The sequence below is a fragment of the Streptomyces sp. NPDC054834 genome (genome assembly GCF_053611185.1).
Genome location: NZ_JBSGZV010000051.1, coordinates 49,090 through 66,131, shown reverse-complemented (window position 1 = coordinate 66,131; position 17,042 = coordinate 49,090). Strand labels below are relative to the sequence as shown.

The following is a 17,042-nucleotide window of genomic DNA, read 5'->3' as shown; positions in this document are numbered from 1 at the left end:
TCCTCCGGATACGGAGACTTACGTCCCACCTGGACATCCCTCCCTGGACCATCAAGATCCATTGTCAGGGTGTCCACCCCAAAGGATCAGCCTCAATCGAGGCCCTGCACCACGTCCGCGACACCACCTTCGCCGAGGACGCCTCCCAGCTGCGGACCGGCAACGCACCCCGCGCGATGGCGACCTGGCGCAACCTCGCCGTCGGCGCCCTCGGGCTGAACGGCGTCAGTAACATCGCCGCCGGCCTCCGCCGCAACGCACGCGACGCCCGCCGACCCCTCGCGCTCCTCGGCCTCACATGATCACAAAACGGGCACCTGCCGACTACGCCGAAGCCCTGGTGTCCGTGCAGCGACAACTTCGCCTTACCGTTCCTTCGCGTTGGCTCGGCGCGCTGTGCTGAAGCGGCGCTGATAGGCGGCGGGGCTGAGCGACAATTTCCTCACGAAAACTCTCCGCATACTCTCGTAATTCGGGAATCCGGCAAGGGATGCCGTCTGCGTCGCGGTATGCCCTTGGTCGAGTAGAGCTTTGGCCATGTCGAACCGGATCATTTCCACGTACCGGGCCGGCGTGGTGGACAGCTCGTCGCGAAAGAGCCGCGTGAGATGCCGAGGGCTCACATTGAGGTGCTTGGCGAGTTCGCCGAGTGAGTGGTTTCCCCCGGGATTCGCCGTGATCAAGTCGGTGATTTTGCGAAGGGCCGGAGATCGGGGCGGCGGTCCTTGCAGTGGCGCGGAGAACTGTGACTGGCCGCCCGAACGCTGCAAATAGACCACCAGGGCGCGGGCGACGTCGCGGGTCAGATCAGGGCCGTGATCCTCCTCGACGAGTGCCAGTGCCAGGTCGATGCCGGCGGTCACGCCCGCCGAGGTGTAGATGGTGCCGTCACGGACGTAGATCGCGTCGGGTTCGACGCGGCTGGCCCGGCAGCGGGCGGCGAGCTCGTGCGCGACCTTCCAGTGCGTGGTCGCGCGCTTACCGTCCAGGAGGCCGACGGCGCCGAGGATGAATGCTCCGGTGCAGATGGACGCGACCCGACCGGCCCGGCCCGCCAGCGTTCGCGTGGCCTCGATCAGATCACGGGGCACAGGTGTGCGCGGGTAGAGGTCTGCGCCGGCCACCAGGAACGTGTCAGGGGCAGGCTCCGTGGCGGCGGCGTCGACCGCGATCCGGATCCCGATGGACGAGGTGACATCGGCACCGGTCGGCGACACCAGCACGATCTTGTAGTCGGCACCGAGCCGGTTCGCTTCCCCGAATACCTCCGCGGGGCCGACGACGTCCAGGAGTTTGACCCCGTCGTAGACGAGGATCGCAACCCGATGCGTGGCGGAGCCCACAACCCCGCTGCCCGCCTGTCCGGATTCGGGTGACTCATGGCCGGACCGAGGGAGCGCCGGACGCCGGGTGGTTGGCAGTGTGGAAGACGGACGCACCGTCCATTCGTAACACACCGATATCGGAAGGAGCAGAGGTCATGAGCGAGATCATCGCGGGGGTAGAGATTCCTGAAACGGTGGCGGTCGCCGAGGCCACCCGCCTCATGCAGGAGATGACCAGCCCCCTCATCTACCACCACTCCCGGCGCGTTTTCGTCTTCGGCGCCATGCATGCTCACAGGCTCGGCCTGGAGCCCGACCCGGAGCTTCTCTACGTGTCCGCCATGTTTCACGACACCGGCCTCTTGACGCCGTTTTCCGACGTTGAGCAGCGCTTCGAGGTCGATGGAGCCGACCACGCACGCAAGTTCATGCTCGACCGCGGTTTCCCGGCCACGGCCGCCGACGTGGTGTGGACGGCGATCGCGCTGCACACGACCCCGGGAATTCCCGGGCGGATGGGCCCGGAGATCGCCATCACGAATCTGGGGGTTCTGACCGATGTGCTCGGCCTGGGCCTGGATGAGCTGGATCGCAGCCAGGTGGACGAGATCACTGCTGTCCATCCGCGGGGTGACTTCAAGAACGAGTTTTTGCAGACCTTCGTCGAGGGACTCAAGCACCGCCCGGAGACCACGAACGGAACCGTGAATTCGGATGTGCTGGAGCATTTCATTCCCGGCTTCCAGCGCACAACCACGGTCGAGCGCATCATGGGCGCTCCCTGGCCGAGCTGATCAAGGCGCCATAAAAAGCAACGTGATGAAACGTGTGAGTGGCCCTCGCGACGGGCGTCGTCTCGGGCGAGGTGCGGCCTTCGCCGTGCTGGCCTGCGCCAATGTGGTGATGATGGCCACGGCAAGCGCACCGTCACCGATCTACCCGCTGTACCGGGAACGTTGGGGCCTGTCGGTCACGATGCTGACAGTGATCTTCGCCGTGTATGTCGTGGGTCTGCTCGGCGCCCTGCTGATGGTCGGATCGCTGAGCGACCAGCTGGGTCGCCGCCCGGTGCTGGTCGCCGCCCTTCTGGTGGCGGCGACCAGCACGGCGATCTTCTGGACGGCCGACGGCGTCGCCTCCCTCCTGATCGCCCGGGTGGTGCAGGGCATCGCCACGGGGACGGCCACGGGCGCTCTTGCCGCCGGACTGGTCGAGCTCTCACCCAAGAGACGTCCGTATCTGGGGCCCACGACGACAGCGGTGGGCACGAGTATCGGCATGGCCACCGGCGCCGGAGTGGTGGGGCTGCTGGTTCAGTCGACCTCACGCCCCGATGCGTATGTCTTTCCCGTCCTGACGCTGACCTTCGTCGTTCTGGCCGCGGTCGTCCTCATGATCCCTGAAACACTCGTCCCGCGAGCGGTGGGACTGGCGTCGTTGCGACCCAGAGTCCGGGTTCCTCGGGAAGCCCGGCCGGAGTTCTTCGCCTCCGTTCCCGCCCTCGTCGCGGGGTGGTCCGTCACGGGTCTGTTCCTCGCGCTCACTCCGTCCCTGGTGAGCAATGTCCTGCATGTGCGGTCCGGCGCTGCGGGCGGGCTCAGCATCGCGGCGCTGTTTGTGGCCAATAGCGTGGGCGGGTTGTGGTCCGTTCGGCATGCAGCTCGGCTCGCCACCTTGCTGGGGGCGGTTCTCCTGACTCTGGGTGCGTCCGGGCTGGCGGTGGCCATCGCTGTCGCTTCGCCGGCCGTATACGTGGGCGGATCGGTCGTCGCGGGGCTGGGCGTCGGCCTGACGTTCAACGGCAACCTCCGCGCCATCAGCGCGGTCACCACCGTGAAGTCGCGGTCGGAGGTCTTCTCGGCCGTCTACGTGATCAGCTATGCGGCGTTGAGTCTTCCGGCCCTCGCGGCCGGGCTCGCGGCACCCTCATGGGGGCTGGAGACCACGGGCTATCTGTACGTCGGCTTCGTCGTGGCGCTGTCCTTGGGTGCGGCCCTGCGCGCCGGACGATCACATGCTCACAGGCCCACCGGCGATCCGATACGCACAGGCCGGGAAAGCGGACCTCGCAGCGAACGGTCCCGCTGCTGAGCGCGCCGCACGCCCTACGCCGACACCATCCCCAAAGCAGCTTGATCAGGACTTACGGCTGCGTGTCGGAGGGGTCGGCTCGCTTCTGCGGAGCTGTCTTCGAAGATCCTGAGATCGAAATAGCTAGCTGCATCCGCAAGCTGGAGGAGGTTGCGATCTGTATGGGTGACGGGCACGGGCACGGACGGTGTAAGCAGGAGGATCCGCTCGGAGCCGAATGGGAGAGGCACCGGCCCGCGGTCTTCGGTGTGGCCTACCGGCTGCTGGGGACTGTGGCTGATGCCGAGGATGTCACCCAGGACGTGTGGCTGCGGGCGGCCGGAGCGGATCTGCAGGACATCGATGATCTGCGTGCCTGGCTGGTGACGGTGGCCGCGCGACGGTCGTACGACATTCTCAAGAGCGCCCGCTTCCGCCGGGAGACCTATGTCGGGCCGTGGCTGCCGGAGCCGCTGCTGACAGGGCCGGACGCGTCGCAGCGGGTACTCGTCGACGAATCCGTCAGCTCGGCGATGCTCCTGATCATGGAAGAGCTGAGCCCGCCTGAGCGGGTGGCCTTCGTCCTGCACGATGTCTTCGGTCTCGAGTTCGGCCGGATCGCCGAAGTACTGGACGTCTCCGTGCCGGCTGCCCGACAGCTCGCCTCGCGGGCACGACGGCGGGTGGCCAAGGCGAAGCAGTCCACGCCGCAGGCGTCGAAGACGGAACGCGAACGCGTCCTCACCGTCTTCCGCGCCGCCTACGAGGCCGGGGACCTGGCCGGCCTGGTCAGGCTCCTGCACCCGGACGCCGTCTACGTCACCGACGGCGGCGGCAAGGTCTTGGCGGCACGTAAGCTCATCCACGGCGGCGAGCGCGTCGCCGAGGTCATGGTGCGTACGGGGCGCCAGTGGCACCCGGACCGCATCGACTTCGCCGAGGTCGGCGGCGAGCTCGCCCTCGTGTTCCACCAGGAAGGCCGGGTCTACTCCGTCGACACGGTCCAGATCACAGACGGCCTGATCACCGCGTACCGCAGGGTCCTCAATCCCGACAAACTCGTGCGCGTCTGAGCTGTCACACACGCAGGGGCCACCTCGTCTCCCTGTCGAGAACGCACAACGGGCGACCAAGGAAGACGCCAGAGCAGGTGAGATCGATCATGGGGCACGGCATACATCCACCTGCAGCCGCTATGAGCCCCTGCGCGCGAGCGCTGTGCGCTCGGGTCGCCCCTCCGCAGTAAGGACCTATATGCAAGCCATCACTGTGCGAGACCGTAACGCCAGCCTTGCCGGGATGTCCCTGACGGACATGCCCTACCCCCAGGCGGCCGAGAACGACGTCACCGTGCGGGTGCACGCCGCCGGCTTCACCCCTGGCGAACTGGACTGGCCCGCCACGTGGACCGATCGCGCCGGCCGCGACCGGACGCTGAGCGTGCCCGGGCACGAGCTGTCCGGTGTCGTCGTAGAGCTGGGGTACGGTACCACCGGCCTGAGCGTCGGACAGCGGGTGTTCGGCCTGGCCGACTGGACCCGTAACGGCACGCTCGCCGAGTACACCGCGGTGGAAGCCCGCAACCTCGCCCCGCTGCCGACGGACATCGACCACACCGTGGCCACCGCGCTGCCGATCTCCGGGCTGACCGCCTGGCAGGGCCTGTTCGACCACGGCCGCCTCACCACAGGCCAGACCGTCCTGATCCACGGTGCCGCGGGCGGCGTCGGTTCGATCGCGGTACAGCTCGCCCGCGAGGCCGGCGCCCGCGTCATCGGCACCGGCCGGGCCTCCGGCCGGGACAGGGCACTCGCGCTCGGCGTCGACACCTTCATCGACCTGCAGACCGAGAAGCTTGAGGACGCCGGCGAGGCCGACGTCGTGTTCGACGTCATCGGCGGCGACATCCTCGACCGCTCGGCCGCCCTGGTCCGCCCCGGTGGCACGCTGGTCACCATCGTCATGCCGCCCAAGGTCCAGCCCAGGGACGGGCGGGCGATCTTCTTCGTCGTCGAACCCGACCGCGCCCGGCTCACCGATCTCGCTGCGCGGCTGAGGGACGGCCGGCTCAAGCCGGTCCTCGGCGCTGTGCGGCCACTCGCCGAAGCACCCTCCGTCTTCGCCCCCGACAAGCGCACCCCGGGCAAGACGATCATCCGCGTCACGGAAGACTGAACAGGAGACCGCTCGTGATGGGAATGCGGATCGCTGGTGGCTTGCTGGCCGTCGCCACGCTGACTACGGCCACGGCCTGCTCAACCTCCCACCAGCCCACCCACGCCAAGGACACGACCGCAGCCGGGGCATCGCCTGCGGCCATGGCATCGACACGCCCCACCGAAACCCTCAAGCCGCTGCTCCAGCAGGCCCTGCCGAATGTGAAGGGCAAGACGTTCACCTCGGTGATCGTCGACTTCCCGCCCAACGCACGTGCGATGCCGCACCGGCACGGTCAGGCGTTCGTCTACGCCTACGTCCTGGAAGGCACCGTGCGCAGCCAGCTCGCCGGCAAGCCCGTGAGTACCTACCACCAGGGCGACAACTGGGTCGAGCCGCCGGGTGCCCACCACGTCCTCACCGAGAACACCAGCCCGACCGAACGGGCCAGGCTCCTGGTCGTCTTCGTCTCCAACACCGGAGAAAAGCTCAAGGTCAACGACGCGGCGTCGTAGCCCGGGGCACGCCGCGGGCGGCACCGCCCCGCCCACCACTCGGCCCCTGACAAACACACCCGACCGTCCACCTTCACGCACGCCAAGTGCGCGGCGCAGGCCACCCGAACGAATCGAAGGAATCATGACCGACCCCCAGCGCGTCAACATCGGCAAGCAGCACCCGGCCGCCTACAAGGCTCTCATCGCCCTGTCGTCACAGGTGGAAGAGGCCGCCGCCGCAGCGGGCCTGGACCCGCTCCTCGTCGAGCTGCTGAGGATCCGCACCTCCCAGATCAACGGCTGCTCGTTCTGCCTGCGCATGCACACCCGCGATGCCCTCAAGAAGGGCGAAAACCCCGACCGGATCGCCGTGCTGCCCGCCTGGGCAGAGACCGGCTACTTCTCCGAGAACGACCGCGCCGCCCTCCGCCTGACCGAGGCGATCACACGCGTGCCGGACGGACACGTCAGCGACGAGGACTTCAACGCCGCCGCGGCCGTACTCACCGCAGACCAGGTCTCGGCAATCGCCTGGCTGGCAACCGTGATGAACGCCTTCAACCGCATCGCGATCACCAGCCGCTACCCCGTCGGCAACTGACCTCCACGGCGACACCGGCAGTCCTACGGGCTGCCGAAGCCTCCACCGTCGTGAAGGTGATGGTGGAGTCACTCGGGCAGCTTGTGGAGCTGCCCCGGCCCACACAAGCGCGGAGGCGTCAGACGGCGTACGCGCACGGGGAACGGCCAGGGGAGCCAGGCCGAGCCGCTTGTCCATGTCGAGGCGGAAGGTGCCGTACGGGTTGACGATGTACCAGAACAGGGCGGCCAGGCCGCGCCGGTCCATCCGATCTTGAGCAGTGATAGTCGAACTTGGTTCCCGGTGGGGTGATCCTCGTCGGGCGAGAGCATGGAGACGGGGCCTCCTGAACAGCTCGTGGGTGTCGAATCCATAGAGCATCAGGAGACCCCTTGTGCTGCAGTCTTCAGTGTCGGTGGCCGGGCGGTCCAACTCGGCTCCTCCATCCTGTGATTGCCTCGCGCATGAGGAGCCAGCCAGCCGCCGCCTCGCTGATCCGTCGCCTGGTCGTCGCGCAGACCGATACCCCTTCAACGTTTACGCACGTCCGCCTCCACCCACGCGGACGTTCCGGGTGTGGAATTCGTGCAGGCAGACCTGGTCGACTACGTTGCCCAGGCCGAGCCGTTCGATGCCGCGTACGCCATCGGCACCCTGGCGTTCATCGACCCGCACCGCTCCCTGCCCGCGCTGCGCGACGGTCTGCGTCCCGGCGCGCCGCTGATCAGATGATCCTGCTCAGGGACGATCCGCCGCTGGCCACCCAGATGTGGGTCCTGGCGCCGCAACTGTGGGAGGACCTGCTCACCGAGTACGGCTTCCGCGTCGAGGCCATCGACCTGTTTCGCCATCCCGATCAGAGCGCCCCGGTCGTGCAGCAGCTCATTGGAGCCCGCCGCCTTGCCGCCCGGCCCGCACGCCTCTCCAGCCGCCCCCGCAGTGCCCAGCCCCCCGTGCCGCACGCGGCCGTCGGGGTCGGTGCGATCCTCCTCGGCGTGCAGGGAATCCTTCTCGGCCGCCATCGGCGCGGCACCATCGAACTGCCCGGCGGTACCGTCGAGGCCGGGGAGTCCTTCGAAGCGGCGGCGGTCCGCGAACTCCGCGAGGAGACCGGCCTGATCGCCCGCCCGGACGACGTCAAGCCCCTGGGCGCGCTCGTCGATCACGTCGGGGGTGTCGTGCGCGTCACGGTGGGCGCCCTGGTCCACGCGTGGCAGGGCAAGCCGGCCACGCAGCCGGACGAGAGCGTCGGCGACTGGGCCAGGTATCCCCTGGACCAGCTGCCCGACGGCCTGTTCGTGTGCAGCGCGCAGATCCTCACCGCCTGGCGCCCCGGCCTGCCCATCGACCACCCCCTGCGCACTTCACTCCCTTCGCCTACCGCGCACCCTCCACGTCCGCGGCGGACGGCCTCGCGTGACAGCCACCGCGAGAACAGCAGGGGCGGCGTCTTTTGCACCGCTGCGAGAGTGCACCTGGATCGCCGCACGAGCCTCGGCGCCGACAGAGGTCCGCAGAGAACCCTTCGCCCCAAGGGGCCGCGCCCATGAACGCCGGTCCGGCCGGCCCGAGGGCGACCGGATACAGTGCGCGAGACGGCAGCCTGGTCAGAGAGGGGAAGCGTGACCGACACCAGCAACACCCGACCCGCCGACAGCGAAGCGCAAGCTCCGCGGCAGAGCCGACTGCACCACCTGATGCGCTACATCCCCCTGATCGCCCCCGTCCTGCTGTGGGCCGTGCCCTGCTGGGTGCTCCTGCACAGCGGCCAGCACTGGCCGCTGCCCGTCACGCTCGCCGGCACCGCCCTGTTCGCCCTCGGCCTCGTCGGTATGCCGCTCGCGATGGTGCGCGGCCACGGCCGGCGCCAGCAGGACCGGGCGGCGATCGTCGGTGACACCCTGCTGGGCACCAGTTGGGTTCTGTTCACCTGGTCCATTCTGCTCGGCGTCCCATTGCGGCTCGTCCTGACCGTGGCCAGCGTCGACGAGAGTCAGGACCGGGCTCGAATTGTCACTTGGGCCGTCCTCGGCATAACCGCCGTACTACTCGCCTGGGGGTACGCCGAAGCCCGCCGCGTGCCACGCGTGCGCCGACTCGACGTGCAACTCCCACGGCTGGGTGCCGGGTTGGACGGCATCCGCGTCGTCCTCATCACCGACACCCACTACGGTCCCCTCGATCGCGTTCGCTGGTCGGCACGGGTATGCGAGACGGTGAACACCCTGGAAGCCGACCTGGTCTGCCACACCGGCGACATCGCGGACGGCACGGCCGAACGCCGCCGCGCCCAGGCCGCCCCACTCGGAACCGTGCGGGCCGCCCGGGCCCGTGTATACGTCACCGGCAACCACGAGTATTACAGCGAGGCCCAGGGCTGGGTCGACCTGATGGACGAGCTGGGCTGGGAGCCGCTGCGCAACCGCCATGTGCTGCTCGAACGCGGAGGCGACACCCTAGTGGTCGCCGGCGTGGATGACGTCACCGCCGAGTCCTCCGGCCTGGCAGGCCACCGCGCCCATCTCGCCGGAGCTTTGAACGGCGCCGACCCCGACCTGCCCGTCCTGCTCTTGGCGCACCAGCCCAAGTTCGTCGACCGGGCGGCAGCCGACGGCATCGACCTCCAGCTCTCCGGCCACACCCACGGCGGCCAGATCTGGCCCTTCCACCACCTGGTCCGCCTCGACCAGCCCGCCCTCGCCGGCCTCAGCCACCACGGCCCCCGCACCCTCCTCTACACCAGCCGCGGCACCGGCTTCTGGGGCCCGCCGTTCCGCGTCTTCGCCCCCAGCGAGATCACCCTGCTCGTGCTCCGCTCCCCGCACCTGCCCACCTCGATGTAGCACTCGACAGGCCGACACATCCGCTTGGAGCAGTCCACGAGCCGAGGGATGCGGCATCGACAGATGACCAGGCCCGTCTCGCTGAGGACAAGATCCGGACCATTCCCGGGCCGGCGGCTCCAACGAGCCAAACGTGGCCACATTTTACGCAGGTCAGCGACGCGCGACGCCTGTACCACCAGCAGACCAAGAATCTGCTGATTAACTGGACTCTTCCAGGTTGTGACGGAGCCTGAGGAGAAGAACAGCATCGCGATCGCCTCCAACGAGGCGTTCACGGGCTGGAGCAAGACCTTTACCGATCCGCGGCTCTGTGCGGCGATCGTGGACCGGCTCACCTTCAACGCCACCTTCATCGAGACCGGCACCGAGTCCTACCGTCTGGCCCGCACCAGGGCGAACAAGGCCAACGGGAGGCAGTAAAGACCCTTGCCGAGCTTCGTGCGCGATCGACCGGAGGGAGAGTCAGCCCATGCTGCGGAGCGCGTCGAGGACGTGGGGCCAGGCAACCGTCCCAAGAAGCGCGTCAGCTTCGGGCGTGCCTCCGTACTGGAAGCGTGGGGATGCCGACGCCGGGCTCTCGCCAGGAAAACGTGGGCGGTGGCCGGCATCGTGGCGGGCGATCAGACGCACCGTGGCCCCGGCTGAGCGCCGACGTTGTGCCAGTTGTTCGGCGAAGGGAAGAGACGGCCACATCGCATCGTCGCCGCCCGCGAGAAGCAGCAGATCGGCCCGCGCCTTGTCCACAGGGATCTCCGCCGGAGGGAGCAGATCAGCAAACGTCCGCTCGCTGAGTTCGTACCACCAGCGGATGGCGACCGGCCCACCGTCCGTTTCTGAAGGAGTCCAGGAATCGTCCATCGGGACGAAAGGCAGCGCCTGCTCTCGCCATGTCCAGGACGATCGATAAAGGCGGTGGGCTCCATCGAGCCCTGGCCCGACGTTGCACCAGACCCGCGACGTGGGCGACATCGCAACGACAACGTCCACGCGCGGATCGTGCACCGCCGTGAGCAGCGCCGCCTCAGCCCCCTTGGAAGTGCCCAGGATGCCGATGCGTCGTGCCCCGTTCAACCGGAGAAAGTCGACGGCGGCGGTGAAGGTCTCCAGAGGGATCTCGCAGATCCCTGGGGGCTGCCCCGGACCGCCGAACCAGCGGATCGACACGGCCGTCATGCCCTGCTGGGCAAGGATGCGTGCTCTCTCCCGTTCGACGCGCCCGCTGGATCCCGCCAGGGCCAGGACACCGATGTCACTGCCGCGGGTGGGAGCGACCAGTACTGACTTCGGCTCGTCAGGGTGATCTTTCCTGAAGTCCCTGCTGGGCATGGGGTAGTGGATGTATTCCCGTGGTGTGTGAGGTATGCGGATGGGGGCGGGCTGACCCCTGCGGGACGTCAGCGCCGGGAGACGGTACGAATACAGGCGGCAGAACTGTTCGAACAGAAGATCAAGCCGCTGGAGGTCGCACGGCGCCTGCGGGTAAGCCCGAAGTCGGCCTACCAGTGGCACCAGTTGTGGCCGAACTGCGGCGTGCAGGCTCCGACCTCCCCTGGCCCGAGCGGATCGCGATGCCGCCTGTCCCCCCGCTGTCTGGAGAAGCTCGCCGCGTACCTCGATGAGGGCCCGGCCGCGCACGGCTGGGTGGAGGACCAGGTGTGGACCGCGGCGAGGGTGGCCACGCTGATCGGCAGGAAGTTCCACGTCTCCTACAGCGTCTCCGGCGCGACGAGGCTGATGCACCGGATCGGCTTCAGCCCGCAGGTCCCCGCGCGGCGGGTCTCCGAGCGCGACGAGCAGGCCGTCACCGTCTGGAAGGAGGCGACATGGGACGAGGTAGAAGAGCCCCGGGCGGCCTGCGGAGGCTACATCTGCTTCGAGGACGAAGCAGGCTTCACCCGCCGGCCGCCCAAAGGACGCACCTGGGGCCGACGCGGAGTGACTCCGCAGGTGACGGTGAGCGGAAGACGTTCAGGACGGCTGTCCGTGGCCGGACTGATCGCCATGAGGCCCGGCTCCCGGACCCGGCTGTGCCACCGCCTGCGCACCCACGCCTCGGGCAAGGGCAACCGCCGCAGCATGGGAGAACGCGACTTCATCGCGCTGGTCGACGGCACTCACCAGCTCGTCAAAGCGCCGATCGTGCTGGTGTGGGACCGCTTGAACACCCATGTTGCCCACGCCATGCGTAAGCTGATCGCCGAGCGTGCATGGCTGACGGTGTTCCTGCTGCCCGCCTACTCGCCCGACCTCAACCCCGTCGAGTGGGTATGGGCACACGTCAAGCGCAGCCTGGCCAACCTCGCCGTGGTCGCCCTCGACCGGCTCGAGGCCCTCGTCCGCAACCGGCTCAAACGACTTCAGTACCGGCCCCACACCCTCGACGGCTTCATAGCGGGCACCGGCCTGACCCTCGACGATCCAGCATCACCCTGACCAGCTGAAGTCAGTACCTGAGCTGTGGGGGTGTCTCAGCCCCAAGGTGTCTCAGGCGGCGCAGCTCCCATAGACGAGACGTGACGGGCGTCGCGGCCACGTGCCACAGCGGCCGCTCAGATGCGGCCGTCCAGGAACTTCCGTACCTCGGCGATGGTCATAGGCCCCGTGCCGTGCGCCACCGCCTCTCCCTCCTTCAGCAGGACGTAGGACGGGGCTCCGGTGATCCCGTATCGCTCGGTTGCGGCCGGACAACGTGTGATGTCGGCGCGGACGGCCGTCAGGCGGCCCGTGTAGTCGTCGGCGATGCCACCCACGACGAGGTCCATCACCCGGCAGGGCTCGATTGCCTTGGGCCATGTCCCGGTGAAGCATGCAAGGACCGGAACTCCGCTCATCCCGAGGATGAAATTGAACTCCGCGTCCTCACGGGGTCGGTGAACCCTGTTCGCCGTGACTCCTCCCCGTCCTGAAGGACGGGGCTTCTCGCTATGCCGGGTTGGCGTGGCGACGGACCAGCCCGGCCCGTAACACGTTGGTGGCTCCGATTGTGTCGGCGTGGGCGGTGTGGCCGCAGGCGACGCAGTGGAACTTTTCCTGGGTGGGCCGGTTCTCCTTGGCGGTATGCCCGCATGCGGGGCAGGTGCGGGAGGTGTTGCGGGGGTCCACGGCGATCACTTCCCGTCCGGCGCTTCCAGCCTTGGCGTGCAGGATCGTCAGGAACACCCCCCAACCGGCATCGTTGATCGATGTGTTGAGCCCTGCCTTCGCGGCGGCCCCGTTGGGCAGGAACGCGCCCGGCCGGTCGGGGTCGGGCTTCGGCGCGGGAGCCTTGCTCATATTGCGGATCTTGAGGTCCTCGTGCGCGATCAAATCGTGCGCGCGGACCAGGCCGAGGGCGGTCTTGTGTGCGTGGTCGAGGCGCTGGCGCCGTACCTTGCCGTACAGTTCGGCGACTTTCTCCACAGCGCGCTGGTGGTTGGCGGTGCGATCCTTGGCCTTGCGGCGCGGGAACCGGGACAGGGCCTGCTGCGCGGCTTCGAGTTTCGCCGCGGCCTTACGCCCGTGGCGCGGGTTGGGGACGAAATCGCCGTTCGAGTCGGCGAGGAAGTTCGCGATGCCCAGGTCGATCCCGACCACGCTGCCGGTCGCGGGCAGCGGCTCCGGCCGTTCCTGTTCGGCGGTCAGTACGACGAACCACCGACGGCCCTCACGCTTCACCGAGACGGTCTTGATCTTGCCGAGCACCGGCCGGTGCTGGTTGACCTTCACATGCCCGACGCCCTGGAGGCGGACGCGGGTGGTCGCATCGCGCGGCGTGGAGTCCCACCGGCAGCCGTCCCCGTCCTTCGGGAAGTCCACCGTGTCGAACCAGTTCACCCCACGGAAACGCGGATAGCCGGGCGCGTCACCGGACTTGACCCGACGGAAGAACGCGACGAACGCCTTGTCGAGACGGCGCAAGGTGGCCTGCTGCGAGCTGAAGGACCAGCGGCCCTGACGCTCCTGGTCGAACGCCCGGATGCCCTTGAGCTGCGCCGACTGGTCACCGTACTTGACGCTGGTCTTCGACGGGTGCCGGTAGGCGTCACGCCGCTCCTGCAAGGCCCCGTTGTAGAGGGAGCAGTGATCCCGCAGCATCTCGGACAGTGCCTGCGCCTGACGGACGGTGGGCCGCAGGAGGAACTTGTACGCACGGATCATCCAGCCCACCCCCTCCGGTCGAGTTCGTCGATCCTACTACACTTGGTGTATGTCACCACGCTGGGAACCAGATCCCGACGTCAGACGGGGAAACCACGTTGTCCACAACCTCCACGCACACTTGGTGTTTGTCACGAAGTACCGGCGGGAGGTCTTCAATGACGACATGCTGACGCGCTGCGAGGAGATCATGCGGGACGTGTGCCAGTCCTTCGAGGCCGAGCTGCGTGAGTTCAACGGTGAAGGCGATCACGTCCACCTGCTCGTGCATTACCCGCCGAAAATCGCCCTGTCCAAACTCGTCAACAGCCTCAAAGGCGTCAGCTCCCGCTACCTGCGCGCGGAGTACACCGGCCGGATCAACCGGATCGGCACGGGATCCGTGTTCTGGTCCCCCTCCTATTTCGCAGGGTCCTGCGGCGGCACACCGCTGAGCATCGTCAAGGACTACATCGAGAGCCAGAAGCGGCCGGCCTGACCGTCACCCCACAGACGTAGAGAACTCCGGCGCTTCGCGCCTTCGGACCGAGGATCGCATTCCCGCCCGGCCCGAAGGCCGGGATTCCCTGCGAAGAGCAAAGGGATGGAAGCTCCTGACCTCACGTTCCGTCATTCCATCCCCATCATCCCTCCCGCGGTGTGCCAGGCCGGCCCGGTCAATCGTCCGGCTGACCTGTCGGAAGGGAGGCACGGGGCCATCACAGAACCACGGTGGTCCCCGGCGCGAGCGGCCCGGCCCCCCGGCCCCTGGTGATCGGGCCTGGCCGCCCCGCCGAACACCCAGCTGCAGCCCGCCGCGCCCGTGGGCCAGTTCGTGCCAGGACAGCGCCTCCACGACGACATGAAAGCCGTTTTCCAGGGTATAGCGGCCCAGATCACCGACAGATGCTCGATGAGCGCGTCGACGAGCGGGCCGGTGCGCATCGTCCACCGGATCCAGTCGAGCCGTATCCGCCACCGCGCTTCTCAGAGACAGCGCCCCCGACGGGCTTCCCGAGGCCTTGTCTGGTCTTCACATCACCCCCCCGTCTCAGCTGGCTCATACCGCTCTTCCCCGGGCCGCATGAGCCAGCTGATGGCACCGAGAACGAGGCACGATTCCTGGACCGCTCGCGGACGCGGTCGTGGACGGTCGAAGTACGCGTCAGCTGACCCGAAGACCGACCGCCAGCGTCAGTTCAAGAACCCGGTGCGGCGATGCGAGATCCGGAAACAGCTCCCGCAGCTGCGACATCCGGTACCGGACTGTCTGGGGATGGACGAACAACGCCGCCGCCACCTCGTCCCGCCTGCCCTGGTGCAGCAGCCACGCCCGCAACGTCTCCTCCAGCCGCCGTGCGGTCGCGACAGGCAAGGTCCGCAGCGGTGCGAGGGCTCGGGCACGCAGGTCTGCGAACGCGTCCACGTCGGCGCTCAGCACCAGCTCGGGCAGGTGGTCCTCAGTGTCGCGAATATCAGAGGAGAGGGAGCGCGCGCGTACGGCTCGAGCGTACGAGGCGGACGCACGAGTCCATGGCCGGGGCGGGCCGACCACGGCGGTGCGGTCGGTCAGCTGCCGCAAGAGATGTGATCGGTCGGCATCGGGGACGAGCAGCACACCGGTGGCGTCCGGCAGGTCGTCGAGGACGAGGGTGCTCGGGTCGAGCACGCGGTAGGCAGGCCGGGCCTGGGCAGCGGGCAGCAGGACCGCGGTCAGCGAAACCGGAGGCTGCCATCCGGCCCGTTGAGCAGAGGCCAGCAGCACGTCCGGGCTCGCGCCGGCGAGGAGGTCGCGGGCCAGGTGTTCCAGGTGGCGCTCGTGGTCCCTGCCGCGGGCGGCCAGTTCGTCGGCGTGGCCCGCGGCGCTCGCGGCGGAGAGCTCGTCGATGTAGGCGAAGGTCAGCTCGGCGAACTTGGCGACCTCGGCGGCGGGCAGACCTGCGGGTACGGCGCCCGCTGCCAGGCATCGCCAGGCCACGCGGGCGCCGACGCGGTAGGCGCTGAGCAGGGCGTCCATCGAACGGCCGTCGCGCACCTCGCCGCGGCCCAACTCGTAGGCTGCGTCACCGGCGTCGCCGCCTGTGGTCTTCCCGCTCGCGAGGTCCAGGTAGTGGCCCAGGGCGGTGCGGACGGCTCGGCGGATGGTGCCGCCCATGCTGCCCGAAAGGGCGTTGGCGTAGGGAGGGACCTCGTCGATGATCGCCTGGACGACCTCGTCGGCGGTGGTCTTCAGCGCCGCCCGAAGTGCGGTGACCGTCGTCTCATCCAGGGCCAGTTCGCTGGCCCTCTGGATTGCATGGCTCACGTTTCTATTCCCTGCGAACAATTCAGCCAGCCAGATTTACGTCCTGCGGTCAGGACTTTACGCCTTGAGGCGCAGCAAGCTGGAGACATGACGAGTGCAGCCCTCCGCAGCAGGGCGTGGAAACTGCTGGAGATGGTCACGACGCCGCTGCTGCCGTCGGACTACCTCGACCTGGTCAGCCCGCTGCGTGCGGGCGCTGACCTGCGTGGGCGCATCGAGGCCGTGCACCCCGAGACGGGTGACGCCGCGACCATCGTGATCAGGCCGGGACGGGGCTGGCGCGGCCACACAGCCGGTCAGTACGTGCGGATCGGGGTCGACGTCGACGGGGTGCGCCTGTGGCGTGCCTACTCCCTCACCTCGCCGACAAACCGCCGGGACGGCCGCGTCACGATCACCGTGAAGGCGATGCCGGACGGCAAGGTCAGCAACCACCTGGTCCGCAGGGCGAAACCGGGCACGCTGATCCAGCTCGACCAGGCGACCGGTGACTTCGTGCTGCCGCAGGCCAAGCCCGCCAAGGTGCTCTACCTGACGGCCGGCAGCGGCATCACGCCCGTGATGGGCATGCTGCGCGACACCGAGTTCGACGACGTCGTCATGGTCCACTGCGCGCCACAGCCGCAAGACGTGATCTTCCGCAACGAACTGCACGACCTGGCCGCGGACAAGAAGCTGCGGCTCACCGAGGTGCACACCGACACAGACGGCATGCTCGACATCGCCCGTCTCGACGAACTCGTGCCCGACTGGGCCGAGCGCGAGACCTGGGCCTGCGGGCCCGCGGGCCTGCTCGACGCCGCCGAAGCGCACTGGAGCGAGCACGGCGTCCAAGAGCGCCTGCACACCGAACGCTTCCGTCCCAGCATCGTCGTCGCCGGCGACGGCGGCGAGGTCACGTTCAGCGCCACCGGCAAGACCGTCGACGCGGACGGCGCCACGCCGTTGCTGGACATCGGCGAGGAGGCCGGCGTGCTCATGCCCTCCGGGTGCCGCATGGGCATCTGCTTCGGCTGTGTCACGCCGCTCAAGGCGGGGGCCGTGCGCGACCTGCGCACGGGCGAGATCACCGAGGCCGAGCCGGGCGTCCTCATCCAGACTTGCGTGTCCGCCGCGGCGGGCCCCTGCGACATCGAACGGTAGGAG

14 protein-coding genes and 4 pseudogenes are annotated in these 17,042 nt (G+C 68.4%); 13 read left to right on the top strand and 5 right to left on the bottom strand.

Annotated features, from left to right (window positions below; genetic code table 11):
- Window positions 1-302: pseudogene (locus tag ACWGJM_RS41265) on the top strand (hypothetical protein); the annotation flags it as partial.
- A gap of 63 nt (window positions 303-365) precedes the next feature.
- Here the strand turns inward: ACWGJM_RS41265 and ACWGJM_RS41260 are convergent.
- On the bottom strand, window positions 366-1,343 hold the full coding sequence (locus tag ACWGJM_RS41260; protein ID WP_453416885.1) for a GlxA family transcriptional regulator: 978 nt from the start codon (window positions 1,341-1,343) through the stop codon (window positions 366-368).
- A 137-nt stretch (window positions 1,344-1,480) separates the two neighbouring features.
- Between ACWGJM_RS41260 and ACWGJM_RS41255 the strand changes: the two genes are divergently transcribed.
- The 9 genes and pseudogenes from ACWGJM_RS41255 to ACWGJM_RS41215 all read left to right on the top strand — a co-directional run.
- A complete protein-coding gene (locus ACWGJM_RS41255; protein WP_453416884.1) occupies window positions 1,481-2,119 on the top strand; it encodes an HD domain-containing protein in 639 nt (212 codons plus the stop codon).
- A gap of 85 nt (window positions 2,120-2,204) precedes the next feature.
- Window positions 2,205-3,416, top strand: coding sequence for an MFS transporter (locus ACWGJM_RS41250; protein ID WP_453416883.1), 1,212 nt, complete (start codon window positions 2,205-2,207; stop codon window positions 3,414-3,416).
- Between the two features lie 161 nt (window positions 3,417-3,577).
- On the top strand, window positions 3,578-4,468 hold the full coding sequence (gene sigJ, locus ACWGJM_RS41245; RefSeq protein ID WP_453416882.1) for an RNA polymerase sigma factor SigJ: 891 nt from the start codon (window positions 3,578-3,580) through the stop codon (window positions 4,466-4,468).
- Between the two features lie 181 nt (window positions 4,469-4,649).
- Entirely contained in the window at window positions 4,650-5,570 is a 921-nt protein-coding gene (locus ACWGJM_RS41240) for an NADP-dependent oxidoreductase (protein WP_453416881.1), read from the top strand.
- A gap of 143 nt (window positions 5,571-5,713) precedes the next feature.
- Window positions 5,714-6,067, top strand: a complete 354-nt coding sequence (locus tag ACWGJM_RS41235) for a cupin domain-containing protein (RefSeq protein ID WP_453416880.1) — start codon at window positions 5,714-5,716, stop codon at window positions 6,065-6,067.
- A gap of 124 nt (window positions 6,068-6,191) precedes the next feature.
- Window positions 6,192-6,650 (top strand): carboxymuconolactone decarboxylase family protein, encoded by a 459-nt coding sequence (locus ACWGJM_RS41230; protein ID WP_453416879.1) that lies wholly within the window; start codon window positions 6,192-6,194, stop codon window positions 6,648-6,650.
- A gap of 519 nt (window positions 6,651-7,169) precedes the next feature.
- A pseudogene (locus ACWGJM_RS41225) lies at window positions 7,170-8,049 on the top strand (NUDIX domain-containing protein); the annotation flags it as partial.
- A 202-nt stretch (window positions 8,050-8,251) separates the two neighbouring features.
- Window positions 8,252-9,472 carry a metallophosphoesterase gene (locus ACWGJM_RS41220; RefSeq protein WP_453416878.1) on the top strand — a complete coding sequence of 407 codons (1,221 nt, stop codon included), beginning with the start codon at window positions 8,252-8,254 and terminating at the stop codon, window positions 9,470-9,472.
- A 210-nt stretch (window positions 9,473-9,682) separates the two neighbouring features.
- Window positions 9,683-9,895 (top strand): annotated as a pseudogene (locus tag ACWGJM_RS41215) (ATP-binding protein); the annotation flags it as partial.
- Between the two features lie 42 nt (window positions 9,896-9,937).
- On the opposite strand, the gene ACWGJM_RS41210 reads toward ACWGJM_RS41215, so the two are convergent.
- Window positions 9,938-10,801 carry an acyl-CoA thioester hydrolase/BAAT C-terminal domain-containing protein gene (locus ACWGJM_RS41210; RefSeq protein WP_453416877.1) on the bottom strand — a complete coding sequence of 288 codons (864 nt, stop codon included), beginning with the start codon at window positions 10,799-10,801 and terminating at the stop codon, window positions 9,938-9,940.
- A 27-nt stretch (window positions 10,802-10,828) separates the two neighbouring features.
- Here ACWGJM_RS41210 and ACWGJM_RS41205 point away from each other — a divergent pair, with 27 nt between their 5' ends.
- Window positions 10,829-11,908, top strand: a complete 1,080-nt coding sequence (locus ACWGJM_RS41205) for an IS630 family transposase (protein ID WP_453416876.1) — start codon at window positions 10,829-10,831, stop codon at window positions 11,906-11,908.
- A 116-nt stretch (window positions 11,909-12,024) separates the two neighbouring features.
- Here the strand turns inward: ACWGJM_RS41205 and ACWGJM_RS41200 are convergent.
- Window positions 12,025-12,360: pseudogene (locus tag ACWGJM_RS41200) on the bottom strand (thioredoxin family protein); the annotation flags it as partial.
- 37 nt (window positions 12,361-12,397) lie between these two features.
- Window positions 12,398-13,612 carry an RNA-guided endonuclease InsQ/TnpB family protein gene (locus tag ACWGJM_RS41195; protein WP_453416875.1) on the bottom strand — a complete coding sequence of 405 codons (1,215 nt, stop codon included), beginning with the start codon at window positions 13,610-13,612 and terminating at the stop codon, window positions 12,398-12,400.
- A 49-nt stretch (window positions 13,613-13,661) separates the two neighbouring features.
- Between ACWGJM_RS41195 and tnpA the strand changes: the two genes are divergently transcribed.
- The gene (tnpA, locus tag ACWGJM_RS41190; RefSeq protein WP_453416874.1) at window positions 13,662-14,090 is read left to right on the top strand and encodes an IS200/IS605 family transposase; all 429 of its coding nucleotides are present in this window, start codon (window positions 13,662-13,664) and stop codon (window positions 14,088-14,090) included.
- A 666-nt stretch (window positions 14,091-14,756) separates the two neighbouring features.
- Here the strand turns inward: tnpA and ACWGJM_RS41185 are convergent.
- Window positions 14,757-15,896 (bottom strand): PucR family transcriptional regulator, encoded by a 1,140-nt coding sequence (locus ACWGJM_RS41185; protein WP_453416873.1) that lies wholly within the window; start codon window positions 15,894-15,896, stop codon window positions 14,757-14,759.
- Between the two features lie 87 nt (window positions 15,897-15,983).
- Here ACWGJM_RS41185 and ACWGJM_RS41180 point away from each other — a divergent pair, with 87 nt between their 5' ends.
- Window positions 15,984-17,039 carry a ferredoxin reductase gene (locus tag ACWGJM_RS41180; RefSeq protein WP_453416872.1) on the top strand — a complete coding sequence of 352 codons (1,056 nt, stop codon included), beginning with the start codon at window positions 15,984-15,986 and terminating at the stop codon, window positions 17,037-17,039.
- The last annotated feature ends 3 nt before the right edge of the window (window positions 17,040-17,042 follow it).